The organism is Devosia psychrophila, assembly GCF_000971275.1.
GTDB lineage: Bacteria > Pseudomonadota > Alphaproteobacteria > Rhizobiales > Devosiaceae > Devosia > Devosia psychrophila.
This window is the reverse complement of the sequence record NZ_LAPV01000170.1, coordinates 14,751-36,860: the sequence shown is the minus strand read 5'-3', so window position 1 is coordinate 36,860 and position 22,110 is coordinate 14,751. Positions and strand designations below refer to the sequence as shown.

19 protein-coding genes are annotated in these 22,110 nt (G+C 62.4%); 7 read left to right on the top strand and 12 right to left on the bottom strand.

The window, feature by feature from the left end; translation table 11 throughout:
* Positions 1-347: 347 nt before the first annotated feature.
* The 5 genes from WH91_RS19330 to WH91_RS19310 form a co-directional block, all read right to left on the bottom strand.
* On the bottom strand, positions 348-2,261 hold the full coding sequence (locus WH91_RS19330; protein WP_046172646.1) for an ABC transporter substrate-binding protein: 1,914 nt from the start codon (positions 2,259-2,261) through the stop codon (positions 348-350).
* Between the two features lie 291 nt (positions 2,262-2,552).
* A complete protein-coding gene (locus tag WH91_RS19325; protein ID WP_158409613.1) occupies positions 2,553-3,554 on the bottom strand; it encodes a LacI family DNA-binding transcriptional regulator in 1,002 nt (333 codons plus the stop codon).
* Between the two features lie 99 nt (positions 3,555-3,653).
* Positions 3,654-4,760: a M24 family metallopeptidase gene (locus tag WH91_RS19320; protein ID WP_046172645.1), complete on the bottom strand. Its 1,107-nt coding sequence runs from the start codon at positions 4,758-4,760 to the stop codon at positions 3,654-3,656.
* Positions 4,761-5,112: 352 nt separating this feature from the next.
* A complete protein-coding gene (locus WH91_RS19315; protein ID WP_046172644.1) occupies positions 5,113-6,696 on the bottom strand; it encodes an ABC transporter substrate-binding protein in 1,584 nt (527 codons plus the stop codon).
* Entirely contained in the window at positions 6,693-7,373 is a 681-nt protein-coding gene (locus WH91_RS19310) for a helix-turn-helix domain-containing protein (protein WP_046172643.1), read from the bottom strand. The genes WH91_RS19315 and WH91_RS19310 overlap by 4 nt, the downstream gene beginning before the upstream one ends.
* A gap of 187 nt (positions 7,374-7,560) precedes the next feature.
* On the opposite strand from WH91_RS19310, the gene WH91_RS19305 reads away from it, so the two are divergent.
* Genes WH91_RS19305 through WH91_RS19290 form a run of 4 tightly spaced genes read left to right on the top strand, consistent with a single transcriptional unit; the run spans position 7,561 to position 11,118 of the window.
* The gene (locus WH91_RS19305; protein WP_244542398.1) at positions 7,561-8,577 is read left to right on the top strand and encodes an ABC transporter permease; all 1,017 of its coding nucleotides are present in this window, start codon (positions 7,561-7,563) and stop codon (positions 8,575-8,577) included.
* Positions 8,577-9,479 carry an ABC transporter permease gene (locus WH91_RS19300; protein ID WP_046172642.1) on the top strand — a complete coding sequence of 301 codons (903 nt, stop codon included), beginning with the start codon at positions 8,577-8,579 and terminating at the stop codon, positions 9,477-9,479. Before WH91_RS19305 ends, WH91_RS19300 begins: the two co-directional genes overlap by 1 nt.
* A complete protein-coding gene (locus tag WH91_RS19295; RefSeq protein ID WP_046172641.1) occupies positions 9,479-10,366 on the top strand; it encodes an ABC transporter ATP-binding protein in 888 nt (295 codons plus the stop codon). Before WH91_RS19300 ends, WH91_RS19295 begins: the two co-directional genes overlap by 1 nt.
* Complete coding sequence (locus WH91_RS19290; protein WP_046172702.1) at positions 10,363-11,118, top strand: ABC transporter ATP-binding protein; 756 nt, start codon at positions 10,363-10,365, stop codon at positions 11,116-11,118. The genes WH91_RS19295 and WH91_RS19290 overlap by 4 nt, the downstream gene beginning before the upstream one ends.
* Before the next feature lie 114 nt (positions 11,119-11,232).
* On the opposite strand, the gene putA is transcribed toward WH91_RS19290, so the two are convergent.
* Positions 11,233-14,724 carry a bifunctional proline dehydrogenase/L-glutamate gamma-semialdehyde dehydrogenase PutA gene (putA, locus tag WH91_RS19285; protein WP_046172640.1) on the bottom strand — a complete coding sequence of 1,164 codons (3,492 nt, stop codon included), beginning with the start codon at positions 14,722-14,724 and terminating at the stop codon, positions 11,233-11,235.
* Between the two features lie 275 nt (positions 14,725-14,999).
* Between putA and WH91_RS19280 the strand changes: the two genes are divergently transcribed.
* Positions 15,000-15,440 carry an Lrp/AsnC ligand binding domain-containing protein gene (locus WH91_RS19280; protein ID WP_082102277.1) on the top strand — a complete coding sequence of 147 codons (441 nt, stop codon included), beginning with the start codon at positions 15,000-15,002 and terminating at the stop codon, positions 15,438-15,440.
* A 130-nt stretch (positions 15,441-15,570) separates the two neighbouring features.
* On the opposite strand, the gene WH91_RS19275 is transcribed toward WH91_RS19280, so the two are convergent.
* The 5 genes from WH91_RS19275 to WH91_RS19255 form a co-directional block, all read right to left on the bottom strand.
* On the bottom strand, positions 15,571-16,608 hold the full coding sequence (locus WH91_RS19275; RefSeq protein ID WP_046172638.1) for a sulfate/molybdate ABC transporter ATP-binding protein: 1,038 nt from the start codon (positions 16,606-16,608) through the stop codon (positions 15,571-15,573).
* A gap of 15 nt (positions 16,609-16,623) precedes the next feature.
* Positions 16,624-17,493 carry a sulfate ABC transporter permease subunit CysW gene (gene cysW / locus WH91_RS19270; RefSeq protein WP_046172637.1) on the bottom strand — a complete coding sequence of 290 codons (870 nt, stop codon included), beginning with the start codon at positions 17,491-17,493 and terminating at the stop codon, positions 16,624-16,626.
* Positions 17,483-18,343 (bottom strand): sulfate ABC transporter permease subunit CysT, encoded by an 861-nt coding sequence (gene cysT / locus WH91_RS19265; protein ID WP_046172701.1) that lies wholly within the window; start codon positions 18,341-18,343, stop codon positions 17,483-17,485. Before cysT ends, cysW begins: the two co-directional genes overlap by 11 nt.
* A 263-nt stretch (positions 18,344-18,606) precedes the next feature.
* A complete protein-coding gene (locus WH91_RS19260; protein ID WP_342028114.1) occupies positions 18,607-19,098 on the bottom strand; it encodes a group III truncated hemoglobin in 492 nt (163 codons plus the stop codon).
* Complete coding sequence (locus WH91_RS19255; protein ID WP_428040670.1) at positions 19,095-19,808, bottom strand: helix-turn-helix transcriptional regulator; 714 nt, start codon at positions 19,806-19,808, stop codon at positions 19,095-19,097. Before WH91_RS19255 ends, WH91_RS19260 begins: the two co-directional genes overlap by 4 nt.
* Before the next feature lie 105 nt (positions 19,809-19,913).
* Between WH91_RS19255 and WH91_RS19250 the strand changes: the two genes are divergently transcribed.
* Together WH91_RS19250 and WH91_RS19245 are read left to right on the top strand one after the other, a co-directional pair.
* Positions 19,914-20,465 carry a flavin reductase family protein gene (locus tag WH91_RS19250; RefSeq protein ID WP_143078169.1) on the top strand — a complete coding sequence of 184 codons (552 nt, stop codon included), beginning with the start codon at positions 19,914-19,916 and terminating at the stop codon, positions 20,463-20,465.
* Positions 20,466-20,533: 68 nt separating this feature from the next.
* Positions 20,534-20,815 carry a DUF6894 family protein gene (locus WH91_RS19245; protein ID WP_052952988.1) on the top strand — a complete coding sequence of 94 codons (282 nt, stop codon included), beginning with the start codon at positions 20,534-20,536 and terminating at the stop codon, positions 20,813-20,815.
* A gap of 249 nt (positions 20,816-21,064) precedes the next feature.
* Here WH91_RS19245 and WH91_RS19240 read toward each other — a convergent pair whose 3' ends face one another.
* On the bottom strand, positions 21,065-22,102 hold the full coding sequence (locus tag WH91_RS19240) for a sulfate ABC transporter substrate-binding protein (RefSeq protein ID WP_046172636.1): 1,038 nt from the start codon (positions 22,100-22,102) through the stop codon (positions 21,065-21,067).
* Between the last annotated feature and the right edge of the window lie 8 nt (positions 22,103-22,110).

Sequence of the window (22,110 nt, the reverse complement as noted above, 5' to 3'; positions counted from 1 at the left end):
TTAGGGAGGGGGCGTTAGCCACGATATCGGGGCTCTCGCCCCCCACCTGGCCTCCCCCTCCAAGGGGGGAGGTGCAGGGAAGGGACGGGGTCAGCGACCCCTCATCCACCCCTTCGGGGCACCTTCTCCCGCAATGGAAGAAGGTGGGAAGTTTGGCCAACCTCTCGCGGCACGGGGAGCGCCGCGAGAGGCGGGAGGCCGTTCCAGAGGTTGTCCCGAACCTCGCTGCGCCGAGTCAGATGCCGTGGTTTCCGAGAACCGGCGCGCAGCGTACGTTTGGGTACGTGAGCACCGGAAGCGCAGGAGACCGCGGTAGATGGCCGGCGCAGTAGAGGTCCGGGACGGCCTCATTCGGCGAAGTACCACTGGAACGGATCGTAGGGCCCGGGGGTCGGGAACAGGTATGCGTGCAGCATCGGCTCGGCGATGTTCCGCATATTGTTCTTGGCGATGTAGTAGCCGTTGCCGGGCAGGCTGACGCCGATCACCGGGAAGTTTTCCTTCGCGATCACCAGGATCTGCTTCATCAGGTCATCGCGCTTGGCGGGGTCGCCCTCGCCACGGAGCTGGTTCATCAGCTCCATCTGCTGCTTGGCCCACTCGGCGGGTTCTTCGGCGATTTCAGGACGGGAGCCGTTGAACCACTGTGCCCAACGATAGGCCCAGACCGATTCATCGCCGCTGGCCATGTAGTAGCGGGGCTCCTGGATCACATCGAGGCCACCGTCGCCTTGCCATATCTGGGCGTCATAATCGCCAGTCGGGCGCTTGTCGTAATACAGCGTGCGGTCGATGTTATTGAGCTCGATGTTGATGCCACCGGCCTCAAGCTGGAGCTGCAGCAGCTCCATCATGTCCACCCATTCCGAGCGGAACGAGGAGATGATGTCGATGGTGACGACCAGCGGCGAGCCATCTGCCATGGTGTAGAAACCATCGCCATTCTTGGGTCCGAGGCCTGCTGCCTGGAAGGCGGCATCAGCGGCTTCGGGATCGAACTCGGTATATTGAAGCGACATTTCCTCGTCGTAGAACGGCGATTCCGGGCGCGGCGCGGCCTGGGCGGGCGAGCCCTGCCCGGTGAAGACCACGTCGATGATTTCCTGGCGGTCGATCAGATGGCTGACGCCGATGCGGAAATCCTTGCTCTGGAACAGCTCGCGCCGAACCGGATCGACATGGTTCAAGTTGAACTGGAGTATTAGCGTGTTCATGTTTGACGGGATGTTTTCGCCCAGCCGATAATCACCGGCTTCCTGCCCGTCGAAGAACAGCGGCTGGTTGGCGACGGTCGCAATATGTCGGTCCTGGTAGTCGATCTCGCCGTTCAGTGCCATCAGTGTCAGCTCTTCGAGCGAGTCAGAGACGCGCATGTCGAGCCTGTCGATATAGGGGAGCTGGTTACCTTCGGTGTCGACCTTCCAGTAATAGGGATTGCGCACGAAGGTCGCGCGGCTGGCGTCGCCGGTCAGGGGCTCCTCGATCATCCAGGCATTCATAAAAGGCAGGTCGGGATTGGCGAAGCGGATGGTTTCGGTCGCCCAGGAACACCGGTTGCCCATCCACAATTCCCAGGTCTCGAAGCCGGCGGCCTTGGCTTCTTCGGCGGCATTGGGATTGTACTTGGGATAGAACTGGCTGCAGTAGTCCTTGCTCAATGAAACAACGGTAAGGCCGTTGACGCTGGCAAGGTCGTCCATGATGACGCCATTGGGCTTTTCGAACACCAGCTTGAAGGTGATGTCGTCGACCACTTCGACCTTCACCGGGTTGTTCGGGTTCTTCATGAAGGTGCCAGCGCCATAGGTCGGCTCGCTGAACAGCTCAGCCGCAAAGGCGATATCGGCGCTGGTGAACGGCTTGCCGTTGTTCCACTTCAGGCCATCGCGCAGCTTGAACGTATAGGTCTTGGAATCGTCGCTGACCTCCCAGCTTTCGGCCAGATTGGGGACGATCTGCTTCCACTCGCGATCGTAGCGCACCAGCCCGTCATAGGCGACGGTGCGGGCGATCCAGGCGTTGTCGAGGCCACCGCGCAAAGCCGAGCGCCAGGTTCCGCCATAGGTGCCGATGCTGTCGACCGGCGTGACCACCAGCGGATTGCTTGGCAGGCGCTCAGCCACCGGCGGCAAATCCATGCCGTCCAGCATGGGGGATTGCTGCTGGGCAAATACGGCGCCGCCCATCAGCAACATGGCGGTGAGTGCGCCGGTAACGACGCGGCCGGTACGCAGCCCGGGCCTAAGTCGGAAATGGTTCATCTGTCTCTCCCTTGTGGCCGTCGTTTCCGGCCCGGCGCCTCGTGACGCCCCTCCAAGCTAGGGGAGATTTTGCGCAATCGCAAGTATTTTGCGCAAATCACGCAAATTACGCAATTTTGTTCATTTTGCGTTGAAAAGCCAATGGCCTACCCGGCGGACAAGTCACGACATGCTACAAAACGGCTAGTGAAATGCTAACTCAACGCTAGCCAATTGGAGGGGGTGCGCTACATTTTGGGCACAATGCGTTAACGCGTGGCGCAGAGGCCTATCCCCGAATCCTGGTGCTTGTCAGACAGCGAAAACCGTCTCGCCTTCGACCATGGTAACACCAATTTCGAGCTGCTGCACTGCGCGCTCGCCATCGATATGTTCGGCCAACAGGCGCACCGCGCCGCGCCCGATGGCCTCGCGATCCACCCGGATCGTGCTCAGCCGTGGCGTCGCCATGCTGGCCAGCGGCAGGTCGTCAAAGCCCACAATCGAGAACGTCGGTGGCAGCGGGCTTTGCGGCCCGTACAGGCCCTCAAGCATTTCGACTGCGGCAATATCGTTCCAGATGAAAGCCGCCGTGAAGTCATGACGGCCTGCCAGGATATCGCCCAGCAACTCCTTGGTGAGCCGTTGGTCAGTATTGACGATGGTGCCAATAGCGCCGGGCGTCCGGCCGATTGCGGTCTCAAACCCCCGCTGGCGTTGACGAATTGTCGGCCGGTAGCTGTGCGTGTAGTGCAGGATTTTGCGATGTCCGGCATCGAGCAGGCGCTGCGTTGCCATGAAGGCGCCGTAGAAGTTGGCGGGAGAAACCGAGCTGACCCGCATACCCGGATCGCTGCCGTTGACCAGCACCACCGGCACGTCTGCCTCTTCCGACCAGGCTGCCAGTTCGTCCCAGGCATCGATGCCGGCCAGCAGCACGCCACCTGCCCCGGCCTGCGCGATCTGCTTCTTGATCAGGTCCAGCGTCACCACGGACTCGTTGACCAGCCGCACATCCAGCGCCACGCCCAACGCCGCGGCCTGCGCCCGCATGCCCTCGACAATGCCGAAATAGAAACCCGACAACCCACTGGTCGCGCTGCCCAGTGGCACTAAGGCCACCGCCCGTTTATCCCCACCTGCCCCAGCCATGCTATGCTTGGACTTGTACCCCAGCGTCCGCGCCATCCGCTGCACATCCCGCCGCACAGTGTCGCTAATGCCAATCTCATTGGCCAGCGCCCGCGAGACGGTACTTACAGACACGCCGAGCCTTTGCGCTATGTCAGTCTGATTTGAACGCTTCTGGGTCACGAGGATATCCTGCACATGATCTACGCAATATTTGCGTTTTTTGAGCAATGCAAGAGCGCTGCCGAAATATCATGGCCCTATGCCGCACCACGCGTCGCGTCAGACGCCTGCAGAGATGGCCGTGCGTGGCATTTCCGAGAATACTTCCGCCACACCATTGCGGATAGTGACGATCTCTTCGAGGCGCAGGCCAAACTGGCCCTGTAGGTAAATGCCTGGCTCTATTGAGAAAACCATGCCTTCTTCGAGCACGGTTTCAGATGTGGCAGTGATGTAGGGCGTCTCATGCACGTCGATGCCGAGGCCATGCCCGGTGCGATGCAGAAAATTGGGGCCGTAGCCCGCGGCGGTGATCACATCGCGGGCGGCCTTGTCGACCTCGCTGGCCAGGGCACCGGGCTTGGCAGCAGCAATGGCGGCATCGACGGCGCGATCGATGATAGAGTGGATCTGGCCGTAACCTTCGGGGGCGGAGCCAAGATAGCCCATGCGGGTCATGTCGGAAGGATAGCCATCGAGGCGGCAGCCGGTATCGATCAGCACGGCGTCGCCCAGGTGTAACGGGGTCGTCCCGGTATGGTGGTGGGGGAAGGCGCCGTTCGGGCCGAAACAGACTGAGCAGAATTCGGTGGTCGCGCCATTCTCCTTGTAGAAGGCACCAATGAGGGCAGCGACGTCGAGTTCGGTCATGCCGGGCTTGAGCGCGGCAAAGGCGGCCTCGACAGCCCGGTCATTGAGCAGGTGGGCGGCCTTGAGGCGCCGGTATTCGTCCTCGTCCTTGTGCGAGCGCAGGTAGCTGACCGTATCGGTGGTGAAGCGGCGCTTGGCGCCGGGCAGCGCATCGAGCACCAGCAGCGCGAAATCGGCGCGCATGGTTTCATCGAGGACAATGGATGGGCTGACGCGCGGCACGCCGGTGGCGTTGAGCAGATCCTGCAACGCAGCACCGGGGCCCTCGGCATCGGCCCAAGGGAATAAGGGCAGATCGGTGTGCCGGCGGGCGCTGTCGACATTGAGCGCAGGCATCAGGAAGCCGGCAAAGCTCTGCGAGACCATGAGAAAAACCGGACGCTCATCGCCGTGGGGCGAGAGATCGGCCATGTACATCATGTGGCTCGACGGACCGATGACCACGAGGTCGGTTTCGGTCGCCGTCATCCGGGCGCGAAGATTGGCCATGCGGGTCGTGAGAGTCGGGTTGCTCATTTTTGGGGCTCGTAGTGTTTTTTGAAGGGGGGTACCCCCACCTAGCCTCCCCCTGATAGGGGGAGGAGCAACATCACGTCCGCGGCACAATGATACCAAACGCTCCGGACGGCTCCTCCCCCTATCAGGGGGAGGCTGGGCGGGGGTGGTTTGGCTCTTATATGAGGGCTCTCGCACCCCCACCCTGCTCGATCACGGACTTAGCTGAAGCTAAGTCCTATCTCGCTCTCCCTCCCCACAAGGGGGGAGGGATTGTCGACTGATGCATTGGCTTCAAGCAATGCCCCCTCATCCGCCCTTTTAGCACCCTTTCCCGCGGGGAGAAGGTAGGAAGTGAGGGCCGGCTCCAAGCTTATTCCTTGGTCACAAGGCGGTAGTAGACGAAGTCGGACGTGGCGCCGTTGACGTATCCATCCACATTGTTGGCCATGGCGATGGTCAGGGCGGCCTGGAACATGATCACGATCGGCGAGGAGGCCTGGGCTTCCTTCTGGATCTCGATGTAGTCCTCGTTGCGCTTGGCCTGATCGGGCTCGGCGAGGGCTGCGGTGACCTTGTCGTTTAATTCCTGGGGCACGGCCCAGGCGTTACGCCAGGTGGTGGTTGCGGTGTAGGTGGCATCGGAATTGTCCGAGTTGTAGGCGAAGGCCTTGGCGTTGGAATGGGGGTCCATGAAGTCTGGGCCCCAATACAGCAGCATGGCCTGATGGGTGCGCTCGCGGTACTTGGTGATGACCTGGGCGCCGGTGCCGGGCAGGATTTCGAAGTTGATGCCGGCTTCGGCAAAGCCAGCCTGCAGCGACTGGGCAATGTCGGTGAACGGGGTCGAGTTGATCACGTCGAGGGTGACGTTGATCGGGGTCTCGACGCCGGCGTCAGCCAGGATCTGCTTGGCCTTTTCGACGTCATAGGTGAATGGCGTCTCGTCATAGGAGCCGGGGAAGCCCTTTGGCCAGAAGGCCTGGTGCTTTTCCATCTGGCCCTTGAGGAAAGTCTCGGTCATGCCGTCGTAATCGACGAGATAACGGGCGGCTTCCCAGACGGCTGGGGGAGTCAGCGACTCGGTCTTTTGATTGAAGGACAGGAAGTGGACGGCGGCCTGCGGGAAGGTTTCGACCTTGACGGTGTCGGCCGGCAGGCTGGCGATCTGGTCAGGGGTCAGGTTCTTGGCGATATCGACGTCGCCCGAGGTCAGCAGAAGCTGCTGGGTGGCAGCTTCGGCAACGTGACGGATGATGATGGTCTTCATTGCCGGAGCGCCGCGGAAATAGGTCTCGTTGGCGGTGAGGCGAACGATTTCAGCCGGACGGTAATCGGACATGACGAAGGGGCCCGAGCCGGCGGAATGCGTGTTCAGCCAGGCATTGCCCAGGTCTTCGCCAACGGCATTTTCGGTGACGAGGACTTCATCGACAATGGAGGCCGGGCGCGAGGCCAGTACGTTGAGCACGAAGGCGGAGGAAAAATCGCCCTCATACGTCACGACCACCTTGCCATCGGCGATGCTGACCATGTCGGCCATGTTCTCGGGGGTCCAGCCAAGCTGGGTGAGAATGAAGGCGGGGGTGAGGTTCAGCGTGATGACACGGTTGAACGAGAACACCACGTCTTCGGGGCGGACCGGGTTGCCCGATGCGAAAGTCGCGTCGCGCAGGGTGAAGGTGATGGTCTTGGCGGCATCGTCGGCCACCCATTCGGAGGCGAGGCCGGGGGCCAGGACCGTGGTGTCCTCGGCCTCGTAGCCGACCAGGCGGTCATAGACGTTGGTGTTGATCTCGCCCGAGGTAAATTCGTAGGCCTGAGCCGGGTCGAGCGCGACGATATCGTCGATGTTCTGGGCAATGACCAGAGCATCGGCCGGGGTCGCGGCATAGGCACCGGCCACGAGCGGAAGCGACAATGCGGTAGCAAGCAAAGCTGCGCGAAGCATCTTCATGAGCGTTTCTCCTGTGGTTTGACGATTTTCTTGTTTTTTGCCGGCTTGGCGCCGGGTTTTGCTGCCGCCGCGACCTGCCGGGAGGGCTTGGCCGAGGAGCGGAAGAGGGTGAGCGTGCCGGTCCAGAGCAGGCGCGCAGGTAAGTCAGTGTGGTTTGACCAGGAATGGGGGCGATTGCCGCGGAAATGCAGGCTGTCGCCGGCGCACATTTCCATTTCCTCGCCATCGAGGCGCTGGGTGATGGCGCCTTCCAGCACGTAGAGCAGCTCCTCGCCCTCATGGGCGACGGTTTCAGAGCGATAGCCGGGCGGCACCGTCATCACGAAACTGGACAGCATGTTGCCCGGGAAATCGGTGCCGAGGCGCTCATAGATGATGGAGGAGCCATCGACCGAAAAGCGGTTACGCTCGGCGGCGCGGGTCAGCGCGGTTTCGGGCTTGGGGGCAGAAACGAAATAGTCGATGCCGACGCCGAGGGCGCGTGCGATGCTGGCCAGCGTACCCAGCGACGGGGTAGCGTGATCGCGCTCGACCTGGCTGAGATAACCGACCGAAACTTCGGCGGTTTTGCCCAGCGCTTCGAGCGTCATCTGCTGCTGGCGGCGACGGGCACGAATGAGCGCACCCACCTTGGGGTGCCCTCCACTTTCGACCTTGGCCAGCGCTCCGCTTGTCATCCAACCACCATAATTTTTTTGATATAAGCAAAGTTTTCTGTATGGTGAAAGCGAAATGTGAAGCCCTTCACAGTCCGCTGGAGAGTCGTCTGGCGGGCGCAAATTCCTGTTTTTGCAAAAGGAATTCCGTTTGAGCCTTGAACCGCAGATTGCTCTGTCCCCTGCCCCGACCTCGCACAGAAAGCGGATATGGGGTCGTCGCGTGTCGGCAATCGCGGGATTTGTGGTGACGGTTTTCCTCACCTTCCTGGGGCTGCTCGCCATCACCTTCTTTATCGGACGTGTGATCCCAATCGATCCGGTGCTGGCCGTGGTGGGCGACCGGGCGACCAATGCGGTTTATGAAGCGGCGCGGGTGCAGATGGGGCTGGACCAGCCGCTGCCGGTGCAGTTTTTCCGCTATGTGGTCGGGGTGTTCACCGGCGACCTTGGGCGCTCGGTTTCGACCGGGCGATCGGTGGTGGAGGATATCAGTCGGTTTTTTCCCGCGACGCTGGAAATGGCGACGATCGGCATCATCATCGGGGTGGTCGTCGGCGTGCCGCTCGGTGTCATCGCGGCCAGCCGGCAGGGCAGCTGGATCGACCAGATCATCCGGATTGTGGGCCTGCTGGGTTATTCGATGCCGGCGTTCTGGCTGGGGCTGGTCGGGCTGGCGCTGTTTTATGCCCGGCTGCGTTGGGTCGGCGGACCGGGGCGGCTCGATATTTTCTATGACGGGCTGGTGTCGCCGGTGACCGGGCTGTTGCTGGTCGACAGCCTGCTTGCCGGTGAGTTCGACATTTTCTTCAATGCCATCACCCACCTAATTTTGCCGGCTTCAGTGCTGGGCTTCTTCAGCCTGGCCTATATCGCCCGCATGACGCGCAGTTTCATGCTGGACCAGCTGAACCAGGAATTCGTGACCACGGCGCGGGTCAAGGGCGTGCCGGAGCGCGTGGTGATCTGGCGGCATGCGTTCAATCCCATCAGGGTCCAGCTGATTACTGTGATCGGGCTGAGCTATGCCGGGCTGCTCGAGGGTTCGGTGATGATCGAAACGGTGTTTTCGTGGCCCGGCATCGGCAATTACCTGACCACGGCACTGCTCAACGCCGACATGAATGCGGTGCTCGGCTCGACGCTGGTGATCGGCGCGGTGTTCATTTTCATCAACAAGATTTCGGACGTGCTGTACCGCGTCCTCGACCCGAGGGCCCGCTGATGACAAGCACACGCGACTGGTTGCTTGAGGATAGTCCGACCTCGCTGTGGCAGGCCAATGCGGGGCGGGCCTATCGGGTGTTCATGGCGCTGCTGCGCAATCCGCTGTCGGCGCTGGGCGGGGTGATCATCCTGGTGCTGATCCTGACGGCGATCTTTGCGCCGTGGATTGCACCGTTTTCGGCGACCGGACAGAACCTAAAGGCACGGCTGCTGCCGCCGTCTGGCGTAAACCTCATGGGCACGGACGAGCTGGGGCGCGATATCTTTTCGCGGGTGATTTATGGGTCCCAGATCACGCTGACCATCGTCGGGCTGGTGGCCCTGATTTCGGCGCCTCTGGGGCTGCTGGTGGGTGCGGTGGCCGGGTATTTCGGCGGCTGGACCGATCGGCTGCTGATGGGTTTTACCGATATATTCCTGTCGATGCCCAAGCTGATCCTAGCGCTGGCGTTCGTCGCGGCGCTGGGGCCGGGGATCAACAATGCGATTATTGCGATAGCCATCACCTCGTGGCCGGCCTATGCGCGCATTGCCCGGGCTGAAACGCTGACGATCCGCAATGCGGAGTTCATCCAGGCGGTGCAGTTGCAGGGGGCAAATCCGCTGCGGGTCATCGTGCAGCATATTTTGCCGCTGTGTACCTCTTCGATGATCGTGCGCGTGACGCTCGACATGGCCGGCGTGATCCTGACCGCGGCCGGACTGGGGTTCATCGGGCTGGGGGCGCAGCCGCCGCTGCCGGAATGGGGCGCGATGATTTCACGTGGGCGCACCTTCATTCTCGACCAGTGGTGGGTGGCGACCATGCCCGGCTTTGCCATCATCATCGTGAGCCTGGGGTTTTGTTTCCTCGGTGATGGCTTGCGCGATGTGCTCGATCCGAAGAGCGAGGGGAAGTGATGGCGAACGGAGCACCCCCACCCTCATTCCCTTCCCGCAAGGGGGAGGGAGGCGCAGAACCACTGCTTTCGGTGAAAAATCTCCGGGTCAGTTTTCCGACGCATCGCGGCCGGGTCGAGGTGGTCAAGGGGATTTCGTTCTCGGTCGGCAAGGAACGGCTGGGGATCGTGGGGGAGAGCGGGTCGGGCAAATCCATGACGGGCCGGTCGATCCTCAAGCTGATCCGCAAGCCGGGATTGGTGACGGCTGACCGGATGGAATTTGACGGAATCGACCTGTTGAGCCAGAGCGAAAAGCAGATGAGATCGATCCGCGGCGCGCGGATTTCCATGGTGATGCAGGACCCGAAGTTTTCGCTGAACCCGGTGATGACGGTGGGCGAACAGATCGGCGAGGCGCTCGTGACGCACACCCGGCTGCCGCGCCGCGAGGTGAACGAGCGGATTTGGGCGATGCTCGACTCGGTGCGGATCGACGATCCGAAGCGCGTGGCGGGGTTGTATCCGCATGAGGTTTCGGGCGGCATGGGGCAGCGGGTGATGATCGCCATGATGCTGATCCCGGAGCCGGAATTGCTGATTGCCGACGAGCCGACCTCGGCGTTGGACGTCAGCGTGCAGGCGCAGGTGCTTGATATCATTGACGACCTGGTGACGACCAAGGGCATGGGTCTGATTCTGATCAGCCACGACCTGGGGCTGGTGTCGCGCTACTGCGACCGGATTCTGGTGATGAATTCGGGCGTGGTGGTGGAAGAATGCGCGGCGGGCGAGCTGGAAAATGCCAGCCATCCCTATACGCGCGGGCTGCTGGCGGCGATGCCGACCATCAATGAACAACGCGACGAACTGCCGGTGCTCGACCGGACACAATGGGCGGGCACATGAGCGCGATAGAACTCAACAATGTCGATATTTCCTATGGCGACAGCAAGGTCGTGCACGGGGTCAATCTCGATATTGCCGAGGGCGAGAGCTTTGCGCTGGTGGGCGAAAGCGGCTCGGGCAAGTCGACGATCTTGCGCGCCATTGCCGGGCTGGCGCCGGACTGGACGGGGGGGATATCGGTGCTTGGACGGCCACGGACGCATGGCATCGAGCGGCGGGTGGCGCGGCAGGTGCAGATGGTGTTCCAGGACCCCTATGGGTCGCTGCATCCGCGCAAGACCATCGATGCGGCGCTGAGCGAGCCGCTGGCGATCAATGGCGTGGGCAATCGCGGCGAGCGGGTGGCGGCGATGCTCATGGCGGTGGGGCTGGACCAGCGGTTCCGGTTCCGCTTTCCGCACCAGTTGTCGGGCGGGCAGCGGCAGCGCGTGGCGATTGCGCGGGCGCTGATGCTGGAACCGAAGGTGCTGCTGCTGGACGAGCCGACGTCGGCGCTGGATGTTTCGGTGCAGGCCGAGATTTTGAACCTGCTCAAGCGGCTGCGGCGGGAACAGGGGCTGACCTATCTGCTGGTAACGCACAACCTGCCGGTGGTGAGCTTCCTGTGCGACCGACTGGCCGTGATGCGGCATGGGCGGATTGTCGAGGTGGCGGATGTGGCGTTGCTGAAGCAGGGGAAGTTGGTCGAGGCCTATTCGCAGGAGCTGTTGGCGGCGACTGAGGGAATAGTCCTCGTAGGTACCCCCTCCTAGCCTCCCCCTGATGAGGGGGAGGAATCCGATCGGGTTTTGGGCACGGTTTGCGACGACCACCGGCCAGATTCCTCCCCCTTTTCAGGGGGAGGCTAGGTGGGGGTATTCTTCCTTCTACCCCGCTTGCGCCATCAATGAAGCATTACCACCCGCCGCCGTTGTGTCGATGCAGACGTGGCGTTCGAGGCGGAGGCGGTTGCCCTCATCGGCCGAGGTTAGCAGTGGGATGATGGCGCCGCTGCGGCCTGAGAGGGCGATGCGGATGGCGCGGAGGGTGCTGTCGTCGGCGAAGTAGGCGACGGCGTCAAAGGTTTTCACATAGCTCAAGGCGTGCAAGTCCAGTTCCGCAAGTATAGCGGTGTTGCCGAGCATGGCGGCCATGGTGGCCTGGGCCTGCTGGTCGGACGTGGTCGGGCCGAGGCAGAGGAGAGAACCGCGCGGTGCGGTATGCATGACATTGCTTTCGCCGGTTGGGCCGGGCAGCGGCAGCGGGGCGATTTCGGCGTGGCCGTACCCGAGCGTGAAGCGCGGCAGGTAGTGCGGGCCACCGGCCTTGGGGCCGGTGCCGGAGAGGCCTTCGCCGCCGAAAGGCTGGGAGCCGACGACGGCGCCGATCTGGTTGCGGTTGATGTAGATATTGCCGGCATGGACTGTGTTGGAGACCTGGCGGACGCGCGATGAAATGCGGGTGTGGAGGCCGAAGGTGAGACCAAAGCCGGAGGCGTTGATGGCAGCGATTACCTGATCGATCTGGTCGGACCTGAAGGTGGCGACGTGAAGGACGGGGCCGAAGATCTCTTCGGTGAGGTCTGCGATGCCGTTGATGCGGAGCACGGCAGGGGCGACGAAGGTGCCCTCCCCTCGTGCGTTCAAGCGGTGAATCAGATTCCCAGAGCGCTCGTAAGTGTCGATGTGGGTTTCGATTTTGGTACGGGCGGCCTCGTCGATGACGGGGCCGATGTCCGTGCTCAGGTGCCATGGATTGCCGAGGGTTAGCTCGTCCATGGCGCCCTTGAGCATTTCGATGGTGCGGTCGGCGGCGTCGTCCTGGATGTAGAGCACGCGGAGGGCCGAGCAGCGCTGGCCGGCGGACTGGAAGGCGGAGGCGAGGATATCCCGCACGGCCTGCTCAGGCAGCGCGGTGGAGTCGACGATCATGACATTGAGGCCACCGGTCTCGGCAATCAGCGGCGCGGTGGGGTTCAGATTGGCCGCCATCACCTGGTCGATCTTTCGGGCCGTGGGGAGCGAGCCGGTGAAGACGACGCCGGCGATGGACGGATTGGCGGTGAGCGCGGTGCCGATCCCGCCGGCGCCGGGGAGGAGTTGGATGGCATCAGGCGGAATGCCGGCCTCGTGCATCAGCTGGACGGCTCTGAAGGCGATCAGCGGGGTTTGCGGCGCGGGCTTGGCGAGGACGGGATTGCCGGCGGCGAGCGCCGCGGCGATCTGGCCGGTGAAGATGGCGAGCGGGAAGTTCCAGGGCGAGATGGCGACGATGGGACCGCGAGAGGGAGCCATGGTTTGGCCCTCGACTTGCTCGGCGTAGTAGCGCAGGAAGTCGACGGCTTCGCGGACTTCGGCGACGGCGTCGGCCCAGGATTTTCCGGCTTCGCGGGCGAGCAGGGCGAAGAGTTCGGGGCGGTGGAGCTCGTAAAGGTCAGCGGTGGCGCGAAGAAGGTTGGAGCGGGTGGCGACGGGGGTTTGGGGCCAGGTGGAAACGGTGGCTGCGGCGATGGCGGCGGTGACGTCGTCGGGGGTGGCGTTGGTTACGGTGCCGAGGTGGTCGGCGGGGTCGGCGGGGTTGGTCAAGACATTGGGGCCAACCGGCACCCCCTCCCAACCTCCCTCGTCGCGGGGGAGGTGACGCTCTGGGTTTGTGGCAGCATTTTGGCCGAAACTCGATGCGGCACCCTCCCCCTTGCGGGGAGGGTTGGGGAGGGGGTTGATCTGGGTAAGAAGCGGCGTAGCGTGCCACTGGGTGGATTGGAAGGCGGCGCGGGCGGCTTTCATGGCCGGGAAGGCGATGGGGTCGGTGAGGTCGAGACCAGCCGAGTTACGGCGTTGGCCGAAGATGGCGCTGGGTGCAGGGATGGCCGTATTGGGGATGGCGTCGAGGGCCAGGGTCTTGCCGATCGGGTCTTTGGCCACGGTCGCAGCTGGGATGTCTTCGTCGGCGATCTGGTAGACGAAGGAGCCGTTGGCGCCGTTTTCGAGGAGGCGGCGGACGAGGTAGGCGAGAAGGTCCTTGTGGGCTCCGACGGGGGCGTAGATGCGGGTGCGGGTGCCGTGATTGGTGCGCAGGACTTCGTGGAGGCGCTCGCCCATGCCGTGCAGGCGCTGGAATTCATAGCTGTCATTGTAGCGGCCGGCTTCGGCGGCGAGATGCAGCACGGCGCTGGCGGTGTGGGCGTTGTGCGAGGCGAACTGCGGGTAGATGTGGGGCGAGGCGAAGAGTTTTTTGGCGGCTGCGATGTAGCTGATGTCGGTGGAGGCCTTGCGGGTGAACACCGGGTAGCCGTCGAGGCCGAGGACTTGGGCGCGCTTGATTTCCGCATCCCAATAGGCGCCCTTGACCAGGCGGACCATGATGCGGCGGTCGAGCGATTTTGCGGTGGCTTCGAGCCAGTCGATCAGCGGCAGGACGCGTTTGCCATAGGCCTGGACGACGACGCCGAAGCCGTCCCAGCCGGCCAGTTCGGGCGTGGCAAGGACTTCGGCGATGATGTCGAGCGAGAGATCGAGGCGGTCGGCTTCCTCGGCGTCAATGTTGAAGCCCATGTTGGCGGTCTTGGCGGCGAGCGCAAGTTTACGAGTCAATTCAACCAGTTCGGCCATGACGCGGTGGCGCTGGGCGAACTCGTAGCGCGGGTGCAGCGCCGAGAGTTTTACCGAAATGCCAGGATTTTCGCGGACCGAGGCGGCCTTGCAATGGGGGGCGAGGCTGGCAATGGCGGCGGCGTAGGCGTCGAAGTAGCGGGCGGCATCGGCAGAGGTGCGGGCGGCTTCGCCGAGCATGTCGTAGGAGTAGCGATAGCCGAGGGCTTCGGGCTTTTTGGCGTTCTGGATGGCTTCGTCGACGGTGCGGCCGAAGACGAACTGACTGCCGAGCAGGCGCATGGCCTGTGCAACGGCGGTGCGAATGACCGGCTCACCGAGACGGGCGATGGCGCGATGCAGGGCATTCTTGGGGCCGACTTCGGGATCGCCGAGCACGTCGGCGGTTAGGCTGAGAGCCCAGGAGGAGAAATTGACGAGCTGGTTGGACGAGCCGCCGAAATGGGAGGCCCAGTTGGAGCCACCGACCTTGTCGTGGATCAGGGCATCGACGGTTTCGGCATCGGGTACGCGCAGCAGGGCTTCGGCGAGGGACATCAGCGCCACGCCTTCATCGGTGGCGAGGCCGTATTCGGCGAGAAAGCTCTCCATCAGGCTGAGGCGATTGCCCTTGCGCACGGTGGTAACGAGACTTTCGGCGTGGGCAGAGATGCTTTGCCGCGCCGCAGCGTCGAGGCCTGTGGCCGCTATCAGGTCTCGGACGAGCTGGGTTTCGTCGGCGAGATTGTGGGCATGGAGGGATTGGCGGGCGGCGGTAATGTAGGACATGTGTGAACCCTGCTTCTCATCTCCCATCGAGTCATTCCGCGGAGGCCGGAATCCATCCTGAGACGATTGCACCTTCACAGATCGCGGAGGGATCTCAGGATGGGTCCAGGCCTTCGTCGGGATGACATCGCGATTTTGATGAGCTTACGTTGAAAACACAATGACAGAGGATAGGTAGGCGTTTCGCCTGTTTGTGTGGCGGATGGCAGAACGTGGCGTTATGTTGTTGGCCCGCAGCAGGACATACACCCGTGAAAACTGTCACTCACGCGACTTTGGACCAGATCGACCGGCGCATCCTGGATGAACTGGTTAAGGATGGGCGGATCAGCGTGGCGGAGCTGAGCCGGCGGGTGAACCTGTCCAAGACGCCGTGCCAGGCGCGGATCACCCGGCTGGAAAAGGCGGGATATATCCTGGGCTATCGCGCGGTGATCGATCCGAAGCGGCTCGGGCTGTCGCATGTGGCGTTTGTCGAAGTGAAGCTGAGCGATACGCGCAAGGCGGCGCTGACGGCTTTCAATAAGGCTGTGCGGGCGATTCCCGAGGTGGAGCAGGCGCATATGATTGCGTCGAGCTTTGACTACCTGCTCAAGGTGCGAACCAAGGATATCGCCGACTATCGCGAGGTGCTGGGTGAGCGGATCAGCGCCCTGCCCCACGTCGCCCACACAAGTACGCATGTGTCCATGGAGGCCGTGAAGGACGACGAATAATTTAGCTGAGGCCGGCCTGGAAATGCCGGTTAGCTGCGCTTCGGGAGTTCACGTACTTAAGCACGCTCCAGTCCAGTTCTCGCAACCCGACACTTTCGACCCAGCCTGCGATAAATTCGTCTGCTCGGACTCAAACAGCCGGAAAGAGTTTCCAGCGACGAGGACGGAATGCGAGGCGGGTCTTTTCCCCAGCCGGGTGATCGAACGGCAGATCGACCTCGACCAGGTGACCGGCACCGCCGATTTCAAGCTCGACGCGGCGAGTGCCGCCGACGCGGCGGTTGGTGCTGACGACGCCGGCCAGTGAGGCGTCGTGCTCTACCAATTCGACATCGTGCGGGCGGAAGAACAGCCGGGCTTCGCCCGGCTGCGCATCGCCAGCGGGAACGCCAATCGCGCGACCGCCGACCCAGAGTTCGTTATTTTCGACGGTAACCGGCAATTCGCTCGACTCACCGATAAAGCCAAAGACGAAGGGCGAGGTCGGGTGGTCGTAGACGCTGTCGGGGGTGCCGACCTGTTCGATCTTGCCCTGGCTCATGACGCAGAGGCGATCGGAGAGTTCGAGGGCTTCTTCCTGATCGTGGGTGACAAAGACCGTGGTGTGGCCGGTGCGATCATGGATTTCGCGCAGCCATTTGCGCAATTCGCGACGGACCTGGGCGTCGAGGGCACCAAAGGGTTCGTCGAGCAGCAGCACGGCGGGTTCGATGGCGAGGGCGCGAGCCAGGGCGACGCGCTGGCGCTGACCGCCGGAAAGCTGATTCGGATAGCGTTTTTCGAGGCCGGACAGTTGCACCAGATCGAGCAGTTCCATGGCGCGGCGGCGGATTTCGCCGGCCGGCGGACGCGACGAGCGTGGGCGGACTTTCAGACCAAATGAGATGTTCTCGAGAATTGTCATGTGACGGAACAGGGCATAGTGCTGGAACACAAAGCCAATATTGCGCTCCTGCACGGTCTTTTCGGACGCGTCGGTATCACCAAAGAAGACCTTGCCGGCGGTTGGCGTTTCAAGGCCGGCAATAAGGCGCAGCAGCGTGGTTTTGCCTGAGCCAGAGGGGCCCAGCAGCGCGATCAGCTCACCCGAACGAATGTCAAGCGAGACGTCATGCAGCGCCGGGAACCGGTCGAATTCCTTGCGCACATTTTGAACGCGAACTTCCATAGACACATATTCCTATCAGTGGTTGCCGGCGGCAATTTCTTCGCCAAAGCGCCATTCCAGCACTGACTTCAATACCAGCGTGACCAGCGCAAGCAAGGCCAGCATCGATGCCAGAGCGAAAGCCGCCGCGGCGTTATATTCGTTGTAGAGCATTTCCACCTGCAACGGCATGGTGGTGGTCTGGCCGCGGATTTTGCCTGAGACCACAGCGACGGCGCCGAACTCGCCCATGGCACGGGCGTTGCAGAGCAGCACGCCATACAGCAGGCCCCACTTTATATTGGGAATGGTGACGCGCCAGAAAGTCTGCCAGCCGTTGGCCCCAAGCGACAGCGCCGCTTCCTCGTCCCCAGTGCCCTGATCCTGCATCAGCGGGATCAGCTCGCGGGCGACGAAGGGGAAGGTGACGAAAATGGTGGCCAGCACGATGCCGGGCAGCGCGAAGAGCACTTCGATGCCGTAGCTCTTAAGGAAGGGACCGAGGAAGCTCCCTGCCCCAAACAGCAGCACGTAGACGAGGCCGGAAATCACCGGCGAAACCGAGAAGGGCAGATCGATCAGGGTGATCAAAAAGGCCTTGCCCTTGAACTCGAACTTGGCGATGGCCCAGGAGGCGGCAAGGCCGAAAACCACGTTGAGCGGCACGGCAGTGGCGGCGACCAGCAGGGTCAACCGGATGGCGGCCTGAGCGTCCTTTTCGCCGAGCGCAGCAAAGAAGGCGCCAACGCCCTTGCTAAGGGCTTCGTGGAACACCGAGTAAAGCGGCAGGACCAGGGTAATCGCCATGAAAGCGACTGCAATACCTATCAGCAGCAGTTGAACCGAGCGTCTTTCGCTGGTGGGCGAGTGACGGCGCTTGGTTTGGGCACGGAGCTTAGTTGCCATAGCCATACCTCCGACGCGACCAGGCCTGGATCAAGTTGATCGCCAGCAGCAGAGCAAAGGAAATCAACAACATGACGGTGGCGATGACGGTTGCGCCGACATAGTTGAACTCCTGCAGGCGGATATAGATCAGTAGCGGCGCGATTTCCGAGACGAAAGGAATATTGCCGGCAATGAAAATGATCGAGCCGTATTCGCCGACGGCGCGGGCGAAGGCCAGCGCGAAGCCGGTGAGAATTGCGGGCATCAGGCTTGGGAAGATGACGTGGATGATGGTCTGGAAGCGGTTGGCGCCGAGGGTGGCGCTGGCTTCTTCGACCTCGTGGCTGACCTCTTCGAGAATGGGCTGGATAGTGCGCACTACAAAAGGCAGGCCGATGAAGATCATGGCGATGACGATGCCCGCAGGCGTGTAGGCAATGCGCCATCCCAGCGGGGCGAAAAGCGAGCCGACAGTGCCATTGGGCGCATAGATGGCGGTCAACGCGATGCCTGCGACAGCGGTTGGCAGCGCAAAGGGCAGATCGATTATGGCATCGAAAATGCGCCGGCCGGGGAAGCGATAGCGCACCAGCACCCAGGCGATCAGCGTTCCGAAGACGACGTTGACGCCGGCGGCGATCAGTGCGGTCACAAAGCTGACGCGCAGCGAGCCGAGCACGCGGGCATCGGTGGCAGCTTTCCAGAATCCCTCGGGGCCGAGGCCAGCCGAGCGAACCGCCAGGGCAATCAGCGGAATCAGGATGATCAGCGAGAAATAGGTGAGCGTAAAGCCGAGCGTCAGGCCAAAGCCGGGAATGACGCTGGGCTGGCGGAAACTCCAGGCGCGACGCGGCGCAGTCGAGGCCACGGTGCTCAAACGGCAGCCCTGGTGGGGAAATTGGCGGCGTTGTTCATGTCGACCTCTCAACCCGGTGCGGCGGTCGCGACCCTAGTGGATCGGTCGGGTTTATCAAAGCGAGCCCGTGGCGTTTGCGCAAGTGGGCGAAGAAAATTGTACTAGCGCGGGGCAGGAATGGAGATTGTGGTGGGAGTGACGTCTGGATCGGGGCTAAACTGCCCCCTCCCTGACCCTCCCCGCGAGGGGGAGGGTGTCGACTGGGAAGGCTGGAATTATTTCGGCGGTGTCCAAGTCGGCGTTTCGCGCTCGAGCGAGGCCATGGCGGTAATGTCTTCGCCGCGGCGCATATAGATGTTCATGCGGAAGCTGTTGCCGATGCGTTCGGAGCGCTCAATGAACAGGGCGGCGATTTCGGGTGGGCAGACGGTTTCGGCGGTGCGGCGGAACAGGGCGAGCCAGCGCATGAAGTGGGCATCGGACAGTTCGGGGATAGCCATGTGCTTGGGCATGGGGCGACCGGCGTAGCGTCCGGTGCCCAGGAGCATGGAACTCCAGAAATCGGCGATGGTTGCGAGGTGGTGCGGCCAGGCTTCGGGGGCGATGATGCGATTAAACACCGGGCCGATAATTGGATCGCTGCGAGCGTCGTCGTAGAAGCGATCGACCACCGTGCGGATCATGGCTTCGTCCAGACCCGCGGGGGTTTCCCAGCCGACGCGCTGGTGCTGGGTGCCGACCGGCGGGCGCGGGTTTTCGTCGCTCATGCGTCGGTCTTTCGGATGGAATAGGTGCAGCGGCGGCCGCCTGAGACGATGTGCTCCGTGCGCTGGATGGTCGCTTCGCTGCCGAGGATGGAGCGGAAAACGTCGAGTTCAGCGCGGCAAAAACCCTGGCAGGCGGTGGCGGCGGCGCAGATCGGGCAGTGGTTTTCGACGAGGACCAGCGTGCCGTCCGGCTCCTCGCTCCAGCCCGCCATATAGCCTTCGGCGGAGCGCAGGTCGGCGAGCGCGGCGACCTTGTCGCGGAGAGGCAAATCAGCGGCGATGACGGAGTGATAGGCAGTGTGGGTTTCGGCTTCGCGAACGGAAATCAGAGTCTCGAGCGCGGCTTCGCCCAAGGACGTGCGGACGATGTCGAGCAGTTGAACGGTCAGTGCGGCGTGGGTATCGGGGAAGCGCGACTGGGCGGCCGCTGTGAGGCTCCAGCGCTGGGTGGGGCGACCGACGCCCCTGGCCTCGCTGGCAGAAGCGACCAGGCCTTCTTCAGCAAGGCGGGCCAATTGCTGGCGGGCCGCTTCACCTGTGGTGGCAAGCTTGCTGCCCAGTTCTGCGGACGACAGGGCGCCATGCATCTTGAGCGCCATCAATACGCGCTCGGCCGGGCTGCGCGGAGACCAAGCCGCGGCGACGCCGGGTCGAGCCGTGTTGTCCCAGTTCTCGATTGACATATTGGCGCCGGAGGTTTTCAAAGTCATTACTTGGAAATTAGATGGCGCAGCGTTAAATTGCAAGCGATGCAGTGTCCTCGCAGCTAGAACGACGCAGTGGTGGGCGTTTGATGGTTATGCCCGGAGAGAGAATTGAATAGCATTATGGCTGACTTCGAATTGCCCGACACCATGCATCTGCGCCCTTCCCGCCGGCCCGTTGTTGGCAATGCGGAGTTTCGCTCCGCCATGGCGGCGATGGCTTCCACCGTTAGCCTCGTGACGGCGCGACGCGGCGACGAGCGGATCGGGCGGACGGTGACGTCAGTGATGTCGCTGTCGATAAACCCGCCAACAATTCTCATTTCAATCGACATATTGAGCCGGTTGGCTGACCTGATCGCAAAGACGGGGGGGTTTTCCTTTGCCATGCTGGCTGATGACCAGAGCGAGGTTGCCGATGCCTTTGCGGGGCGGGTCGTGGCCGAAGAGCGGTTCAGCCGCGGCCAGTGGGGCGAATGGCCATCGGGGCATCCGATGTTGCAGGGCGCGGTCACGGCGCTCGACTGCGGGGTGATCGGCGCGATGGAGACGGGAACGCATGTGCTGTTTGCGGGAGCCATAATCGAGGCGGAAAACACAACGAGCCGGACGCCGCTATTGTGGCAGCGCCACCAATATCATGGCTTGACCGGCCTCGACTGACCGCACTGAAGCTGGCAGGCTGGCAACTCCTTGCCTGCTTGGGCATTTCCTCTTCGAGGGAGGCGCGCATGCCCCGATTCTACTTTCACTACCGCACCGATGACCAACTGATCCCCGACACGGACGGCAGTGACCTGCCGGACCTCGAGGCGGCAGAGCGCAATGCCGCCTCCTTGGCCAAGGCGATCGTCGAGCGTGCGGCAAGTACGGGCGGCGATACGCGACTGCCGAGGTCGATCGAGATCACCGACGCGGCGGGGGAAGAGCTGCTGTATATTGTGTTCTGGGCCGGGCCGAAGGTCGGGACTGGCGGGGATGATGAGCCGGTGGGTGTGCATACCGTACATTGAAGAGCGATTGTGCCACGCCCTCGTGCTTCCGCGGGCTCACCATGAGGTCTACTTTTAGTTCTCAGCAGACCTCATCCTGAGCCTGTCGACAGACGTCATCGTAGCACAGTTTCCAAACAAAACGCCGGCCACTGGGGCCGGCGCAAGTGCGTCTGGGAGGACTAGCCTTTCGAGCGTAGCTCTCATGGCCTTCTTGGTTTGAAAGGCTCCACTGGACCCTTTCATCTGCTGCGCAGACCACCTGCGAAGTTATTGGGGAGCGGCAGGGGTGCCAGTGTAGATCTGGTCGAAGATGCCGCCTTCGCCGAAGAAGTGGGGCTGGGCTTCGCGCCAGCCGCCGAAGTCGGCGATGGTCACGAGGTTGACCTTGCCGAAGCGGGCGACGTCTTCGGGCTTTGCAACTTCAGGCTTGAACGGGCGGTAGTAGTTGGCGGCAGCGATCGACTGGCCTTCATCCGAATAGAGATATTCGAGATAGGCCTGGGCCAGATCGGTGTTGCCCTTCTTTTCGGCATTGCCGACGACCAGAGCGACAGGAGGTTCGGCCAGGATCGAGACCGAGGGGGTCACGATATCGAAGGCGTCGGGGCCGAGTTCCTTGAGGGCCAGATAGGCCTCGTTTTCCCAAGCCAGCAGAACATCGCCGATGCCGCGCTGCACGAATGTCGTGGTCGAGCCACGTGCGCCGGTATCGAGCACGGGGACGTGCTTGTAGAGCTCGGTGACGAATGCCTGTGCGGTTTCATCAGAGCCGCCGGGCTGTGCCTTGGCCCAAGCCCATGCAGCGAGCAGGTTCCAGCGAGCGCCGCCTGAGGTCTTGGGATTTGGCGTGATGACTTCGACGCCGTCCTTGATCAGATCGCCCCAATCGGCGATGCCGTCAGGATTGCCCTTGCGAACCAGGAACACGATGGTCGAGGTGTAGGGCGCATTGTTGTTTTCGAACGTGCCGCGCCAATCGGCGGGGATCAGCTTGGGATTGGCATCGGAAATGGCGTTGATGTCGGATTCAAGCGCTAGGGTCACCACGTCGGCTTCGAGGCCGTCGATGACGGTACGGGCCTGAGCGCCGGAGCCGCCATGGGTATTTTCGATAGCGACAGTCTCGCCCTTTTCAGCCTTCCAATGGGCAATGAACGCCTCATTGAACTGCTGGTAGAGTTCACGTGTCGGATCGTAGCTGACGTTGATCAGGGTGCGATCCTGAGCATGCGCCGTGACCGCAAAGCCCAGCGTGAGTGACGCGGCAAGGGCGGTGTAGGCGATAAATTTGGAAGCGTTCTTCATCTCTGTCT